Source organism: Photobacterium phosphoreum, assembly GCF_002954725.1.
Lineage (GTDB): Bacteria > Pseudomonadota > Gammaproteobacteria > Enterobacterales > Vibrionaceae > Photobacterium > Photobacterium phosphoreum.
Genome location: NZ_MSCQ01000002.1, coordinates 248,106 through 264,227, shown reverse-complemented (window position 1 = coordinate 264,227; position 16,122 = coordinate 248,106). Strand labels below are relative to the sequence as shown.

At 37.1% G+C, this 16,122-nt stretch carries 19 protein-coding genes; 9 read left to right on the top strand and 10 right to left on the bottom strand.

The features are described 5' to 3' along the window. The first annotated feature begins 235 nt into the window (after positions 1-235). On the top strand, positions 236-808 hold the full coding sequence (locus tag BTO21_RS13320; protein ID WP_065192494.1) for a PhnA domain-containing protein: 573 nt from the start codon (positions 236-238) through the stop codon (positions 806-808). Between the two features lie 63 nt (positions 809-871). Here BTO21_RS13320 and BTO21_RS13315 read toward each other — a convergent pair whose 3' ends face one another. Together BTO21_RS13315 and BTO21_RS13310 are read right to left on the bottom strand one after the other, a co-directional pair. Beyond that, positions 872-1,312, bottom strand: coding sequence for an RDD family protein (locus tag BTO21_RS13315; protein WP_045032330.1), 441 nt, complete (start codon positions 1,310-1,312; stop codon positions 872-874). After that, the gene (locus BTO21_RS13310; protein ID WP_045032332.1) at positions 1,305-2,729 is read right to left on the bottom strand and encodes a coniferyl aldehyde dehydrogenase; all 1,425 of its coding nucleotides are present in this window, start codon (positions 2,727-2,729) and stop codon (positions 1,305-1,307) included. Before BTO21_RS13310 ends, BTO21_RS13315 begins: the two co-directional genes overlap by 8 nt. Before the next feature lie 188 nt (positions 2,730-2,917). Between BTO21_RS13310 and BTO21_RS13305 the strand changes: the two genes are divergently transcribed. Continuing rightward, entirely contained in the window at positions 2,918-3,577 is a 660-nt protein-coding gene (locus BTO21_RS13305) for a glutathione S-transferase (protein ID WP_045032335.1), read from the top strand. Between the two features lie 84 nt (positions 3,578-3,661). Here the strand turns inward: BTO21_RS13305 and speG are convergent, their stop codons facing one another. After that, complete coding sequence (speG, locus tag BTO21_RS13300; protein WP_045032337.1) at positions 3,662-4,186, bottom strand: spermidine N1-acetyltransferase; 525 nt, start codon at positions 4,184-4,186, stop codon at positions 3,662-3,664. Positions 4,187-4,292: 106 nt separating this feature from the next. Next, positions 4,293-5,192 carry a LysR family transcriptional regulator gene (locus BTO21_RS13295; protein ID WP_045032338.1) on the bottom strand — a complete coding sequence of 300 codons (900 nt, stop codon included), beginning with the start codon at positions 5,190-5,192 and terminating at the stop codon, positions 4,293-4,295. 130 nt (positions 5,193-5,322) lie between these two features. On the opposite strand from BTO21_RS13295, the gene BTO21_RS13290 reads away from it, so the two are divergent. Both BTO21_RS13290 and BTO21_RS13285 read left to right on the top strand, forming a co-directional pair. Next, positions 5,323-5,847 (top strand): NADPH-dependent FMN reductase, encoded by a 525-nt coding sequence (locus BTO21_RS13290; protein WP_045032340.1) that lies wholly within the window; start codon positions 5,323-5,325, stop codon positions 5,845-5,847. Between the two features lie 171 nt (positions 5,848-6,018). Continuing rightward, positions 6,019-7,401 carry an endonuclease/exonuclease/phosphatase family protein gene (locus BTO21_RS13285; RefSeq protein ID WP_045032341.1) on the top strand — a complete coding sequence of 461 codons (1,383 nt, stop codon included), beginning with the start codon at positions 6,019-6,021 and terminating at the stop codon, positions 7,399-7,401. 64 nt (positions 7,402-7,465) lie between these two features. On the opposite strand, the gene BTO21_RS13280 is transcribed toward BTO21_RS13285, so the two are convergent. Further along, positions 7,466-7,795, bottom strand: a complete 330-nt coding sequence (locus BTO21_RS13280) for a hypothetical protein (protein ID WP_105026857.1) — start codon at positions 7,793-7,795, stop codon at positions 7,466-7,468. Positions 7,796-8,022: 227 nt separating this feature from the next. On the opposite strand from BTO21_RS13280, the gene BTO21_RS13275 reads away from it, so the two are divergent. The 3 genes from BTO21_RS13275 (at position 8,023) to BTO21_RS13265 (ending at position 10,951) form a co-directional block, all read left to right on the top strand. Further along, positions 8,023-8,382 (top strand): VanZ family protein, encoded by a 360-nt coding sequence (locus tag BTO21_RS13275; protein ID WP_065208891.1) that lies wholly within the window; start codon positions 8,023-8,025, stop codon positions 8,380-8,382. Between the two features lie 542 nt (positions 8,383-8,924). Beyond that, the gene (locus tag BTO21_RS13270) at positions 8,925-9,587 is read left to right on the top strand and encodes a potassium channel family protein (protein ID WP_045032343.1); all 663 of its coding nucleotides are present in this window, start codon (positions 8,925-8,927) and stop codon (positions 9,585-9,587) included. Further along, complete coding sequence (locus tag BTO21_RS13265; RefSeq protein ID WP_045032345.1) at positions 9,584-10,951, top strand: TrkH family potassium uptake protein; 1,368 nt, start codon at positions 9,584-9,586, stop codon at positions 10,949-10,951. Before BTO21_RS13270 ends, BTO21_RS13265 begins: the two co-directional genes overlap by 4 nt. Before the next feature lie 76 nt (positions 10,952-11,027). Here the strand turns inward: BTO21_RS13265 and BTO21_RS13260 are convergent, their stop codons facing one another. The 5 genes from BTO21_RS13260 to BTO21_RS13240 all read right to left on the bottom strand — a co-directional run bounded on the left by BTO21_RS13260 (position 11,028) and on the right by BTO21_RS13240 (position 14,875). Continuing rightward, positions 11,028-11,687: a YdcF family protein gene (locus tag BTO21_RS13260; RefSeq protein ID WP_065193158.1), complete on the bottom strand. Its 660-nt coding sequence runs from the start codon at positions 11,685-11,687 to the stop codon at positions 11,028-11,030. A 332-nt stretch (positions 11,688-12,019) separates the two neighbouring features. After that, a complete protein-coding gene (locus tag BTO21_RS13255; RefSeq protein ID WP_045032347.1) occupies positions 12,020-12,562 on the bottom strand; it encodes a YaeQ family protein in 543 nt (180 codons plus the stop codon). 97 nt (positions 12,563-12,659) lie between these two features. Continuing rightward, a complete protein-coding gene (locus BTO21_RS13250) occupies positions 12,660-12,947 on the bottom strand; it encodes a GIY-YIG nuclease family protein (RefSeq protein WP_045032358.1) in 288 nt (95 codons plus the stop codon). Positions 12,948-13,059: 112 nt separating this feature from the next. After that, complete coding sequence (locus BTO21_RS13245; RefSeq protein ID WP_045032349.1) at positions 13,060-13,719, bottom strand: YceH family protein; 660 nt, start codon at positions 13,717-13,719, stop codon at positions 13,060-13,062. Positions 13,720-13,900: 181 nt separating this feature from the next. Beyond that, positions 13,901-14,875 carry a GGDEF domain-containing response regulator gene (locus BTO21_RS13240; RefSeq protein ID WP_045032350.1) on the bottom strand — a complete coding sequence of 325 codons (975 nt, stop codon included), beginning with the start codon at positions 14,873-14,875 and terminating at the stop codon, positions 13,901-13,903. Between the two features lie 214 nt (positions 14,876-15,089). On the opposite strand from BTO21_RS13240, the gene BTO21_RS13235 reads away from it, so the two are divergent. After that, a complete protein-coding gene (locus BTO21_RS13235) occupies positions 15,090-15,542 on the top strand; it encodes a DUF3069 domain-containing protein (protein WP_045032352.1) in 453 nt (150 codons plus the stop codon). A 320-nt stretch (positions 15,543-15,862) separates the two neighbouring features. Next, on the top strand, positions 15,863-16,122 hold a 260-nt coding region (locus tag BTO21_RS13230), incomplete at its 3' end, for a winged helix-turn-helix domain-containing protein (protein ID WP_211298260.1).

The window sequence follows — 16,122 nt, the reverse complement described above, 5'->3', positions numbered from 1 at the left end:
AATAAGCAGTTTTAAATTACCGTTATTACACCGAAAATCATCTCAATAATCACAACATACGTAACTCAATCGTTAAAAGTGATGATTAACTGATACTGCAGCGTTAATGAAATAAAGCCCACTGGATATTAAACAGTCTGTTGTACTATAAATTTCGTGATCAGGGACATGTTTGCTTTTCTTCTGTACAATAGAGCGGCATAATATCGGCACAATAAATCAATGGACAATTCCCATGACTATCGAACAAGCATTAAAAACGCGTAGTGAATCAAAATGTGAGCTATGTTCTTCTGAAAATAATCTAGCGGTATACGCTGTTCCTGCTTCTGAAGACAAGAGTGCAGGTTGTTGCGTACTACTTTGTGATACTTGCCGTGGTCAGCTTGAGAATCCAGAAACAACTGACGAAAACCATTGGCGTTGTCTGAACGACACCATGTGGAGTCAAGTTCCTGCTGTTCAAGTTATGGTGTATCGTCAACTTAAACGTCTTTCCACTAAAACTGATTGGGCAATGGATCTCGTTGACATGATGTACGTAGAAGATGATGTTAAAGAGTGGGCTGAAAAAGGTCTTGTTGAAGAAGAACAAGCTTCAATCCCTACCCGTGATGCGAATGGTGCAATCCTTCAAGCTGGCGATAGTGTAACTATCATTAAAGATCTTCCAGTTAAAGGTTCAAGCATGATCATCAAGCGTGGTACGCCTGTACGTAACATTAGCTTAACGGATAACCCACTTCACATCCAAGGCCGTGCTGACGGTGTGCAAATGGTTATTATCTCGGCTTACACTAAGAAGTAATTTTTTATTGTAAATCCGAATAAAGAAAGCCCCTGTTGATCACATCAACAGGGGCTTTCTTGTTCAAACATTAACATTCTTTTTTATAACAACGGTTCCAGCCAGTTTATCGTGCCAACCTTGCTTTCTCTTGTCCCACCCAACCCACATTAAGCCTAACCCCAATGGAATAGTTGACACAAAATAGCCTAAATAACGTATCACCGATTGTTTCGCACTAGGCTTACACCCTGTTTGCGCATCCACTATCTGCGCCTTAATCACCATTTTCCCGGGAGTCGCTGACTTATATACCCAAAATAAAATCACGCCAATAAAGGGCAATGCGTAATTAATCAACACATCCATCGGCCCCATCACAAAGGTATCAGTTTGTGGATATATTTCACCATAAGCGAAATACATAAGTGGTACTGTTATCAAAACGACAAGTGCAGTATCCACCAAACTGGCTAATACTCGTTGCCAAAACCCAACATACGCTATTGTTATTTCATTATTCATAACGAGACAGCTTTCTATTTATAATAAAGTTAATTAATCGTTTACCGATTTTTCCATAAGGCGCATAAAGGTACTTAGTTGAACTTAAAGCGGCTTGATGCATCACCGGACGCATTATTGATAAACGCTCAAAACCTTCACGACCGTGATAATGCCCCATACCACTGTGGCCAATACCACCGAAAGGTAAATCATCCTGCGCGACATGTAACATAACATCATTGATTGCAACCCCACCTGAACGTGTTTGGTCTAATACTTGCTGCTGCACTGTTTTATCATTACTGAATAAATACAATGCCAGTGGTCGCTCTCTAGCATTAATATAATCCAAGGCTTGCTGAAGTGTTTTATAAGTCACTATTGGCAGTAATGGCCCAAAGATTTCACGTTGCATGGCAACCATTGAATCAGTAGTTTGACAGATAAGCTGTAATGGAAATTTACGTTGTTGTGGGTCTGGTACCGAATTAGGAATCAAATTGACTACCTTTGCCCCTAGTTGAACAGCATCTTGAGCAGTGTTACATAAACGCGTAAAAGAACCGTCATCAATAATCGAGGTATAATCAGGGTGGGCAATATCAGTAAACCGCTGCGCCATAATCGCTTGAGCTTGGCGAATAACCTCACTTTCTAACGCTTCTGGAATCAACAGATAATCAGGAGCAACACACGTTTGGCCGCTGTTATACATTTTACCGCCTAAGATACGCGATAAAGCTGTATTCACATCATAATCATCCGCCAAGATAACGGGTGATTTACCGCCTAATTCTAGCGTAACAGGAACTAAGTTCGTTGCAGCCACAGCCATTACCGCTTTACCTGTGGTGGTCGAGCCAGTAAAAATTAGGTGATCGAACCTTAACTGTGAAAAAGCGATCCCCGTTTGCCCCTCTTCAGCAATAATACAAATCTGATCGTCACTAAATACATCTTTAAATAATAACTGTAATAATTGGCATAAATGTTGAGAATTTTCTGACATTTTGACCATCACTCTATTACCGGCAGCAAGCGCAGCAACCATAGGTGCAATAGTTAAAAATAACGGATAATTCCACGGCACAATAATACCCACAACCCCTAACGGCTGCGGAGTTACCGTATTTTTAGCGGGTTTAAACCATAAAGAAGTATGTCGATGCTGAGGTTTCATCCACCCTTTCAACCGCTTGATGGCATCATGAATAGATTCTAAAGAGGTAAATATTTCTAATAGTGCCGTTTCACTCGCAGAGCGACAGCCAAAATCAGCGGCAATCGCTTGGCAAATTTGTGACTGATGCTGAGTAATTAATTGTTTTAATTGATTTAGAACCGCAATACGTTCTTCTGCTGTAGGCATGGGCTGTTGCATGAAAGCATTGTATTGACGTAATCGATAGTGTTCCAACGTAGCAACTATTGTCATTGTTATATTCCGTTATAATATGTAATCAAACTATATGGTTAATATACTCATAGCATTACTGTCTCTAACAGGATTATTTTTCATTATTTTTGATCGCTGTAGCGTTAATATCGAGGAGGGTATCTTATTATTAAGAATCTGTACTAAACTTAGCTACATTAAAGGACAGCATTTTTAGGAGGGACAAGATGACACTACCAATACTCTACACTCTGCGTCAGTGCCCCTATGCTATTCGAGCACGTTTAGGTTTGCGTTTGGCAGAGTTAGATGTAGAAATACGTGATATTTCACTAAAAGATAAGCCTGCAGAAATGCTTACGGTTACTCCAAAAGGTACCGTCCCTCTTTTAGTTTTAAATAATGGCGATTATATTGATGAAAGCCTCAACATTATGATTTGGGCACTTAGTCAGCATGATCCACAAAACCTACTCTTATCGGATAATTGTCATTTATTTACCGATATGATCAACCTTATTGCTCGTAATGACTGTAAGTATATTGCAGCCCTCGAGCACTACAAAGCCAATACCCGTTACCACAACCCTGACGTCGCTATTTATCGTAATTTATGTCGTTCTTTTCTCGATGATCTAGAAGCTCGTCTTAACAAACACCGCTTTTTTATGTGTGATAGCCCCAGTGTCGCTGACTATGCTATTTTACCTTTTATTCGTCAATTTTCTCATGTTGAACGCCAATGGTTTCGTCATGCTCCCTACCCTCGATTACAGGCTTGGCTAGAACAGCATTATCAAGATCCTATTTTTTCAAAAGTCATGGAAAAAAGACCTTTTTGGCAACCTTCATCATTGATTAAGAGTCATCACAAAGAAATCGTATAATAATAAGTGGAAGTAACGTGGTTTTATACAATATTGGTTAACAGTCATCACCCTGACAGTATTGCACTGTCAGGGTGATCAAAATTACTTACTGCGACTCGTAAGGTACTCGTCTTGCAGCATATACATTCGCTTAACGTCAGTGTATTGACCATTAATGAAGATTTCCTTCACTAAATGACCTTCTTCAATAAAGCCACACTCTTCATATAAGTGAATCGCTTTTTCGTTTGCCGTTGCAACATGCAAATACACTTTATGTAGGTTCAATATCGTAAAAGCATAATTCAATGCGCGGTTAATTAATGCGCGAGCATATCCGCAACCTTGGAAATCAGGCGCAATGATAATCTGGAACTCAGCACTCCGGTGAATGCTATTTATCTCAACCAGTTCTACAAGACCAATTGATTCTTTATCATTATTTTCAGCAATAAAACGTCGCTCAGTGCTGTCATGGATATGCTTGCGGTATAGTTCTTCAAGCTCGTAAAATGACTCATACGGTTCTTCAAACCAATATGACATAATAGCGCGGTTATTGTTTAGCTGGTGAATAAAACGTAAATCAGTTTGCTCTAAAGCACGAAGACGAATTTCATTATTCATAGTGGTTATCCCTTTCCTAAAAATTATTCTTCTAGAAAATATCACTAAAACGTAAAAACAAAAGACTAAAAATGTAAAACTTTACGACAATAGATTTAAAAAACATCTACTTGTTTATTCTGAGTTCTAATAAGTCAATGAATCGCCTTACTTTTGCGGATAAATGTTTTCGACTTGGATATACAACGTACACATTCACCATCGTACTATCAAACTCTGATAGCAATACTGTCAACTCTCCACTTTGCAATTGTGGTTCGATATAAAATGCAGGGACATGACAAATCCCCATCCCATTAACAGCCATAGCGACTGTCATTGGTGTATTATTACATCGTAACTTTTGCTGTACCTCAACATTAAATGCTTTACCTTCAACATCTGTGTATTGCCACCGATTAGCATGTTTTAAGTTACTATAACAAAGACAATTATGTTGATGTAAGTCAGAAGGATGCTGTGGTGTTCCATGCTGTTGTAAATACTTAGGCGCAGCTACAGTATGAATTTTACAGCTAAATAACCGCTTACAAATCAAGCTCGATTCCGCTAACGTTGCGGAAGCTCGAATAACAAGATCGTACCCATCAGCAACAACATCTACGGTTTTATCACTTAAATCAATATCTAATTGCATGTCTGGGTAACACGTTAAATATTCACTAAAGACTTGCTGTAAATATTGAGAACCTAACCATACTGGGCAACTTATTTTAAGCGTTCCTTTGGGGTTCAAAGTATCTTGTGAAATCAGTCCTAACGCCTGTTCTGCATCTATAATTAATTGAGTACATTCTTGGTAATAGGCCTCCCCTTCAGGAGTTAATGCTAACGAGCGCGTAGTGCGATTGAGTAACCGTACACCCAAGCGTGCTTCTAATTTATTAATTTCTTTACTGATGTGTGAATTTGAATGCCCAAGCACTTCAGCTGCTGAGCTAAAAGCACCACTTTTAACAACCTGAACAAAAATGATGATGCCATCAAATAATTTATTATTAGTCATATGGAAATAGTTAAAACACTTTCATCCTATTAATTAATCTTAACTATCAATATACACTGGAACGACATTAACAAGGTATCGTTATTAACCATCGAAATAATGACACATTCATTATAATTAGGAATAAAGCATGAAATTACTTACTTTTGCAGCAAGCAGTAGCAGCCAATCAATTAATAAGCACCTTGCAACATATGCCGCATCATTGGTAACTTATGCTGATATTGACGTTTTAGATATTAATGATTTTGAGATGCCACTTTATAGTAGTGATCGTGAAAACGAATCAGGTATTCCATCATTAGCACAAGAATTTTTAGATCGTATCGCTCAAGCTGATGCAATAATCATCTCTTTTGCAGAACATAATGGTTCATATACTGCCGCATATAAAAACCTATTTGATTGGGCATCACGCATTAACCCTAAAGTTTATCAAAACAAACCAATGGTATTACTCGCAACGTCACCAGGTCCTGGTGGCGCAAATACGGTATTAACAGCAGCAGTTAACTCTGCCCCTTACTTTGCTGGAAATGTAAAAGCCTCGCTCTCAATACCTAGCTTTTATGATAATTTTGACGTTGTTACAGGAAAAGTAACAAATGCGAAACTATTAACCGCATTAATTGCTACGGTTAATAGCTTAACCTAGAATAAACAGCCATCAATCAATAATAGATCCTAGTTCCAAAATGACAAATAACATGATGCAGTAGCAGTATTAGTTGCAGAGAAACGCTGCCGAGATCACCATTAATAATACATCTATCAGTATAATTCGAGTCAACTAATGATCGTTGTTGCTAATTTACTGAGATTACGGATGAAATTAATTAAAAGTCTTGCTGCTATTGCCATTACTTCAGCACTATTAAGCGGATGTAATAGTCATAATACGAATGACATTAAACCCACGACAAATGATGTCACTATCGCTACATTTAACCTTTCGTTTGATCGCAGCAGTTTTGAACAACTCGTAGAGGAAATGCAAACTTCTCCCGCTGAGCAACAAGCATTAATTAATGGCTTCAATAACCAGACTCTTACTCCGACTGAAAAAGAAAAAGCCCTTAAAATTATTCAAATCCGTAATGTTGCTGCAATTATTCAAACAAAGCGTCCTAACGTGATTTTATTGGCCGAGTTTAATAATGATGGTAGTGGTGAAAACACTGCTGCACTAGTAGGTTTCCAGAATAATTATCTCTCTATTGGTCAAAGTCTAAATAGTATTGATGGTGGCGATACGCTAGAGCCGATTAAATACCCTTTCTTTGAGAGCTATGCTACTAATACCGGCTTAATGAGTGGATTAGATCTTAATAACGATGGGAAAATAAATTCAGGCCCAAATGACGCATGGGGATTTGGTGTGTATCACGGCCAATATGGCTTCTCCCTCATGTCACAATATAAGATTGACACTGCTAACACTCGTACCTTCCAAACCTTTAAGTGGAAAGATCTGCCTTCAGCAGAAATGCCCAAAATCACCAATTGCAATGATACGAAAAATCCAATTCCTGACGGTATGGCGTGTGGTGAAGACTGGTATACCCCAACCGAATGGGAAAATCTGCGTTTATCATCAAAAAATCATGTTGATGCTCCCATTATTATTCCAACGGCTAATGGTGAACAGACCATTCATATTTTGATGTCGCATCCAACACCACCGGTATTTGATACGGTAACTCAAAAAAATAAGATGCAAAACCGTGATGAAATTCAATTTTGGAATAACTACATTACCAATGGCGATTTCATTTACGATGATAAAGGCGCAACGGGTGGCCTTGCAGAAAGTGAAAAGTTTGTGATTGTGGGTGATTTAAATGCAGATCCTTATGCAGGTGACGGTTACCGCCAAACAATTGAAAGTTTGCTAAACCATCATCGTGTTAACCAAACAGCAACGGATGGTGAACTGACTCCTATTAGTTTAGGTGCTGAAACCTGCTTCAGTGATGGCGAATGTCGTCAAGATAACCCTTATCCAAACCGATTAACCAGTAACTTCGGTTTACAAGTCGACCATGTTATTCCATCAAATAACCTTAATGTCACCGCTTCTGGCGTATATTGGCCAGCAAATGATGAGCAAGGTCGATTGCTTGTTAATGATGTCCGCATTGGCAAGAAAGGGGCTGGAAAAGACGTATCATCAGATCACCGTATGGTATGGATAAAAGCGACTTTATAAGATCGTTTGTATTTACAGCTAAGTAAATAAAGGCACTTAGTTCAAGCAACTAAGTGCCATTTAACTAAAACAAACTTGGCTGTGAATGATGATCTGCACTCAAAGCCTCTATTGATGATATTCTCTCGAAATGAACAATCCACGCCATATTGCTACGAGGGAACTCTTTTGGAATAGACTTTTTTAGTTGCTTTAATACACTTGTATTATCTAAAGTAAGTGTTTTACTATCAAAGCCAAACTGCTTAAAGATAAAATGATCAGCATCTTGCTTTAAAACCACAATACCACGGTCTTTTTTATATGTTCTTGCTTCTATCGCCTCACCTGCAACCATATCAGTCAGTGCTCTCTGAAAGGTATGGTGCAATTGAGATATATGAACTTTGGCCATTACTGTTCCAGTTTTACTAATAATTAATAATATTAAAGACAATAACCTATCATAGAATGTTATTCTCACGACTCTCTATTCAATTATAATTAACGCCTGTATCAATAAGGCTGACATTATCATTATCCAATTTTCCACCAAGCAATTATCTGTTTGTATTACTGTTGTTATCATTGATCGACACAGATATAATTTATGGCTACCTTTAGTTAAGAGACTCACTGATAATGTCACGTTTTAGCCAATTTTTTCATGCCTACTGGAAAATAATCAGCCTACTAATACTCGTTCTAATCACCTTCTTATCCTTAACACCTCAAGCCGATTTACCAGTAGTCGCCGGAACAGATAAAACGCATCACTTTATTGCTTATGCCACGTTAATATTTGCAGTTGCTTTTGTTAAACCTAAAAAATGGTTATGGATTGCTGTTTTTTTCTTTTGCTGGAGTGGTGCAATTGAATTAATTCAACCTTACGTTAATCGCTATGGTGAATGGTTGGATCTTGCAGCAAATACGGGAGGATTAATCAGTGGTTTTATTATTGCTCGAATAATGGCTTATATTTGCAAAAAAAAACCTTAGTCCTTTGAACCTAAAGATACATCTAAATACCTTATAACGTTAATTTTTATCAAAAAAGATGGTGGTTTGAATTTATTTTACCTATACCTAAATGTATATCTTAATAATGCTGCTTTTAAGATCCTCAAAAGAGTAAAAGCTGCCAATATCGACTAATTATTCAGCAACTATTGAGTGAATAACATAATCAGATCTAAATATAAGATTACTATTTTCAATGCTATTATTAATAATAATTTATTAAAACAATGTAAAAACAATTTTAATCAATGAGTTATAACTTCTTTCTCATTCTGTGATAGAAAGAGAAACACAGCAGCTATAATTCATTAACTTGAATTACATAAAAAATACGAGCAATATCCGAAAATCATACCTAACCGGAATTTGAATTTTCTATGTCTATCGTCATCATGGTACACAATGACAATGCGACAATAATTCGCAGATAACATAGTAATGACTAATTTGTTAATTTCATGTTTTTACAATCGACAACAAAACAACTCAAAAACTATACGAAAGCAATGTGGGGAAAAAGAATGAATCCTGAAGATAAACAGTTTGCTGTTATTGGTCTCGGTCGCTTTGGTATGGCTCTGTGTGAAGAACTTAGCGAACAAGGCGCGCAAGTCTTGGCTATTGATGTTAATGAAACGTGTGTCCGTCAAGCCGCAAATATCGCCACTCAGGCTGTCGTTGCTGACTGTTCAAACGAGGCTACTATTGCAGAACTTAAACTGGATGACTACGATCTCGTTATGGTTGCTATCGGTGATAATATCAATGCTAATATATTAACCACATTATTATTAAAAGATGCTGGTGTAAAAACGGTCTGGGTCAAGGCCAAAGATACTCCCCATTGTAAAATCCTTTCAAAAATTGGCGCAGATAAAATCATAAGACCAGAACGTGATATGGGTATTCGTATTGCTCGTAACATGTTAGATAAACGCGTATTTGAATTTTCAGAGCTTGGGAGTGGTATCTCATTAGCTGAAGTCGTTGTATCAGCACGCAATATGGGTAAACCTATCTCTCAACATCCGTGTGCAAGTAATGATGAAACCCAAGTGTTAGCACTTAAACGTGGCCCAGAGGTACGTAAAGCGCCTGATATGGATATGGAAATGCAAGTTGGTGATATTTTAATTATTACTGGCCCTGAAAACGTATTATCAGAAACATTAAGAAAGTTATGAGTTTTATCCCTAACCGAGCAATGTATGTCCCAATAAAAACAGACAAACGTAATAAGCGGTGGTCTGAACCAAAAATCATTATTTTTAGTTTTTTGGCAATTTTGATCCCTGGTGCTATTTTATTAACACTTCCCGTTTTTTCTGTCTCAGGTTTAAGTTTTGTTGATGCCCTTTTTACCGCAACGTCTGCGATTAGTGTAACAGGGCTTGGGGTTGTCGATACTGGCACCCACTTTTCCACCAGTGGTAAAGTGTTATTAATGATTCTGATGCAGATTGGTGGTCTTGGACAAATGACCTTATCTGCTGTTTTGTTATATATGTTTGGCTTACGCGTTAGTCTACGCCAACAATCGCTAACAAAAGAGCAACTCGGGCAAGAAAAATTCACCAATATCCGTTTACTGGTTAAGCACATTATTATTTTTGTGATTGTATGTGAAGTCATCGGCACCTTTTTCTTATCCCTACGCTGGGTACCCATGATGGGATGGGATAAAGGGCTTTTTACTGCTGTTTTCCACTCAATATCAGCCTTTAATAATGCCGGTTTTTCGCTGTTTTCGAATAATTTAACCCAATATGTAGATGATCCTTTGGTGATCATTACTATTGCGATGTTGTTTATTTTAGGTGGTTTAGGCTTTACGGTTATTTCCGATTTACAACGCAATATACATCGTGGTTTTCATTTTTTATCACTGCATTCAAAAATAATGATCATAGCAACACCGATATTATTATTTGTCGGTACTGTGATGATCTGGCTCCTTGAGCACAATAATATGCAAACGCTGGGAAGCTTAAATACGTCAGGTCAATGGCTTGCTGCATTTTTCCAATCAGCGACAGTACGTACTGCTGGTTTTAATAGCGTCAACATTGGTGCTTTCACAGAACCTGGGTTATTAGTGCTGATGTTATTAATGCTGATTGGTGCGGGCTCAACCTCAACCGGTGGTGGTATTAAAGTCTCGACCTTTGTTGTGGCTATTTTAGCAACATGGTCATTCTTAAAACAACGTGACCGAGTGGTACTTTTTAAGCGCACCATTTCAAATCAAACCGTCACTAAATCATTAGCGATTATTGTGGTGAGTGGCATTGTATTATTGATCGCAATGTTTGCTTTAATGCTAACGGAAAAAGCACCGTTCTATGAGGTAATGTTTGAAACCATTTCAGCCTTTGCAACTGTGGGTGTTACAGCTGGCTTAACGGCTACCCTCTCAGAACCGGGTAAATACATATTAATTGTCGTGATGATCATTGGTCGTCTTGGTCCATTAACATTGGCTTATATGTTGGCTCGTCCAAAACCAACCTTATTAAGTTACCCAGAAGATAATGTTGCTGCAGGTTAAGATAAACTCTGATTATAACGTATAAAAAAGGTGTGTTTCTTAATATGAAGAAGCACACCTTTTTATTAACTTGCGATTAATCTCTTGGAAGATCTGGTGATAAATGATCATCAAACCCTACTGCAACTAAATGTTGATATGCTTGCCACACTGATTGAGGCATAGTTTGCTCCGTTGAAAAACCTAATGCTGGATAATAACGAATTCGCTGTAAATCCCCTACCATCACATTCACCAGATCTCCATAACTAATGACATCATTCGCAAACTCATCAAACATTAACGGTGGAGAGGTAACCAACGCCGACTTATTCGGCCATTGCTTTTCAAATGTCGCTAATGTACGACGTTCCATAAACGTTTTTTGTACCAAAATAAATCGCTGTGGATTTAGTTGCTTTGCATCCAATAATAATCGAGTTTTTATTATATTATCACCAGTATTGGTTGCTAAAGGCTCAATATAAATACAATCATTAGGCACACCCATTCCACGAGCAATATTGGCAAAATGTTCTGCTTCAGAGCACGGAAATAATCCTTGTGTGATATCACCGACATTACCAGAGAAGACAATATAGGGCGCATAACCTTGTAAAAAAAGTTGCGCGGCATGTTCTGCGACACGAATGTCATTGCTACACAGTACGAACAAGCAATCACTTTTAACTAATGGCTGATGCAGTAAATGATAATCCCAAACAATTTTAGCTGAACGATAAATTCCTGATGGCATAAACAGTCCTTTTGTAATATCAATTTTATCTCAATAATCGTGACACTTATTAACAATATCATGCACCAACATATAGTCAGAAATACCTACTGACAAAAGCGTATAGTTGTATATTGCTAATATTCAACGTCCAACTCCCATAATAAGTAGTATTTTACTTCTCTCTCTGATCACCAGCGTCATACTCACGCTACCATGAGCTAACTCAACAGACTATAAATGAATAATAACAATACTCATTAAGCCTAGTCGCTTAAAATAAGCATAAAAAAATGGAACAAGCCTGCACTTATTCCATCATTTTTAATAACCCAAACTATATTGAGTATTCGTTAACGTTGCCACCATTCAGGTAAAATCGCAATACTCGTTCCATGTTGATCACTTAGCCATGCTTGCTCACTTTCAATGGTTAGCTGTAGCTGCATTGAACGCTCAACTAATTGCTCTAGGCTTTTTAATTCTTCATCACGAATAAAGACCACTGAAACATTCTTTAATGCACTGATTTTGGTTTTATTCGCCTGCCACCATACTGGAGCAGCATGATCGCCATAAGCATAAACAATCACTTTCTTAGCGCGATGTGATGCTTTACGGATACGTTTTTCATCAGGTAAACCCAACTCAACCCATAATTCAATTTCATCAACTAAATTTTTAGCCCATAAATCAGGTTCTTCTGCAGAGCTTACACCTTTAGTAAATTGTAAGTCGGTGTCTGCATTTAATCCCCAAGCAAGCACACGCAGCATAAAGCGCTGTAATGTTTCTGATGGATGACAAGCAACGGTATGCTGACCATCAAGATAAACATGACGATCCATGTCTGCTACGTTCATGTTTACTTTATATATAGTGGCACTGATCGCCATGGAAAAACCTTAATGAATGTGATCATTTCTAAATAATAATGTTCGCAGGCCATAGATTATTTATGGCACACACAAACACAAAAATACTGCTGACGTTTTAATCACTAAACAGCATATATAAAGAAGTATTCTGCTGAATCAGATCTTCTTTTTGCGCTTTGGTTAAACGTTTTTTAATTCGATACTCAAACTGCATTGCATCGCGTTTAGATTTTACCTGTTGTGACCACATTAACGTTAAAGGGCCTTTACCTTTAAGATATTTAGACCCTTTTTTACTGTGTTGATGTTCTTCAAAACGACGACCAACATCTGTGGTAACACCACAATAGAGTGTCCCTTGACGAGTACGTATAAGATAAACAAACCAAGGTATGGTAGACATGATAACAAGCCATAAAACAAACAGGCTCAACATATAATGCTGAGCCTATATAAACGATAATGCTGTACGAATACAGGTTGAGTAATCTACCAGTATTCGTAAATAATAGAAACTATTCTGTCAATGATTCTAGCATTGCTTGTAATTCAGTCAGTTGTAACTTTAATTGCTCAACGTCTTGCTCTAACGCAATGATTCGCTCTTCATTAATTGTACTACTCGTAGTAGCAGACTTAACGGGAACATAATTATCAAGATCGATCTCACCACTCAGTAAATGCATATAACGACAATCACGTTTTCCTGATTCTTTTGGCAACTTAACAACATAAGGCCCTTTTTCGGCAGAGGCTAATTGTTCAAGTACGGCTTCCGCTTCTTGTGTATCAGCAAAATCACAAAGACGGTTAGTGCGAGTACGAATTTCACCTGCACTTTGTGGGCCTCGTAATAACAATACAATCATTGCAGCAAGCTCTTGCTTAGTAAATTGTAATGAGCCAAATTCAGTATTACAAAAACGATGCTGAAACTTAGAAACGCGACTACCAAAACTGGATACATCGCTCACCATACGTTTTTCTTTAAGCTCTTCAATTGTATCAAGTACCGTTGCTTCATCTAGCGCCATAACAGGTTCACGACTTGATTTTTGATTACATGCTGTCGTCAATAGATTAAGCGTTAAAGGGTATTGATCTGGAGTAGTAATTTCTTTCTCAAGTAAGCAACCAATTACTCGAGCCTGTTGTTCTGTTAATTGCATATCCATGATCATCCTATTCATCTCACCCAATGGCTTTCTTGTAAACGTAAGATCTCGACACTTATCAATCAAAAAACCATTAATACAAGACAGTGTCAAAATGCTCTATCCAGACTAGCACGTTTATCTTTACCAGCAAGTAGTTAGCTGCTCAAATGCGCAAATTATGACCATGGACAAGTAAAAGTTAGTTTTCATTATGGCTTACTAAAGAATGTGGATATTCTGCTGTTACAAATTGGTCGCGGCCATTTTCTTTTGCTTGATATAATAAAGTATCAACCGCCTGATATAAATTTTCAACCAATTCCAATCCTGTCGGTACCCATGAAATAGCACCTTGACTCACGGTTAGTTGATCACTAATTAATGAATTTTCATGCGGTATGGCTAACCGTTGGATCGCATCCTTTAAGCGCTGACATTCTTTAATTACTTGTTTTTCATCACAATTACAAATTAATACAATAAACTCCTCACCGCCATAACGGCCACAAACCTCACCCGCTCGATTAAAGATATTTTTCAAATTTGATGACAATAATTTAAGGCAATTATCCCCTTCAATATGCCCTTTGAAATCATTAAATAATTTAAAGAAATCAACATCAAGGAGGATAATTGTTAATGGTAAATTATTACGTCCATGTAACGCGATAAACTCCTTCAACTTTTGATCAAGATAACGACGATTAGCGAGTTTGGTCAATGGGTCTTCATTTGCTTGCTCTAATAGCAACTTATTTACTTTTTGTAATTGTGCAGTGGTGTGTTCTAACCGTTGTCGCATAATTGAAATACGACTCATTGCTTGCATTTTTGCTGCTAAAATAATCGGATTAATCGGCTTAACTAAATAATCATCGCCGCCAACATCAATAGCTTTGGCTATAATATGAGGATCATTAAGACCACTTAAAAAGATAATTGGTACCCACTCTGGGTATCGATGTCGAATAGTATGAACCAATTCAATTCCATTTTGTTCTGGCATTTCAATATCAACTAATAACAGATCCGGCTGAAATTCTGAGTAACATTTTAAAAGTTCAGCCGCTGATGATACTGACTTAACATGATGGCCAAGGTTTGTTAAACACGCCGTTAAATATAATCGCTCACTGACGACATCATCGGCAATTAAAATCCGCATCACGCCCATATTAAATCCTTTATGATAGCAAGCATATAATATAAAACACATTGCATTGTTCGTGCCATACATGCCTCTTTGAAAAAAAAAACCTTAACAACGTGATTACATCATGACTATTTACTAAAATAAATTTTATTATGACTTTTATAATCATATATTGACATTTATCAGTAGGAATATAGGATTCCTCTTCTAAAAACATAATGTGTTAGGAAAAACTATGTCTGAAATTAATAGCAACGAAGATCAAATCATCGAAGAAACAGTGTACACATTAGATGACTGTTCTCCAGAACTTCGTCAAGTCGTAAAATTTGAAGAAGTGCCAGCAGAGTTGATTGATATGCTTGTCAACGTTTATAAGGTATCAGAGCCAACTTCACGTGAGGCATGGAACGCATTACCTGCTAGCGCACAAAATGTTTTGGATAATTTTGAGCAATTTCACTCTTTAGTTGCATTAAGCCAAAGCTACTCTGGCGTTGACTTCCTTGGTGAGATGCAAGATACAAAATTCCCAGAAGACATGGGTGCTGAAGAGCAAGCAGAATATAAAGCATCAATGCTTGATAAAGTACTGGTTAACTGTGTTAAAGACATGTGTAAGCAATTGAAAAAAGCTCGTCGTAACCCACCAATGAAGCGTGAGTTTACTGAGATTTTTCAAAAGTAATATCTCTTATTGTCACGATAATATTTAAATTTAAAGAAAGAGCATTCACACTCTTTCTTTTATTTATAAGTTCCGTATTAACATATATAAATGTAAATATCATCCTTTCTTGATAAATACAATATCTAATAATATGAAAAATCATTTATTAGCATATTGTTTTATCTGTAATCGGTTAATCATCACCGAATATATTGTCTTTTATGTCAAAAATTCATAATGTAAATAGTATTAGAGCTTATTTCTAACACCGATAAGTTATTTTATATCTTTTTCATGATAAAATTGACAAACTAATAAATAATACTCGAGGATTATAAATGTCAAATATTGAGCAAATAAGATTTCGGACAAAAGTATGCTTTATCGCAAGCCAAGGAGTACTTAAAACACCCGAATCTACGCTCAAGTTAAATTTGTCAGAACAATATATTCTTAGCTATCTTATTGAAAATCATAGTACTCCTGTAACCAAAGATGACTTACTCAAAGTTGGTTGGCCTGATCGTATTGTTACCGAAGCCTCATTATTTCAGGTGATTCGTGCATTACGAGTCAAACTTAATGAGAAAACTAAAGG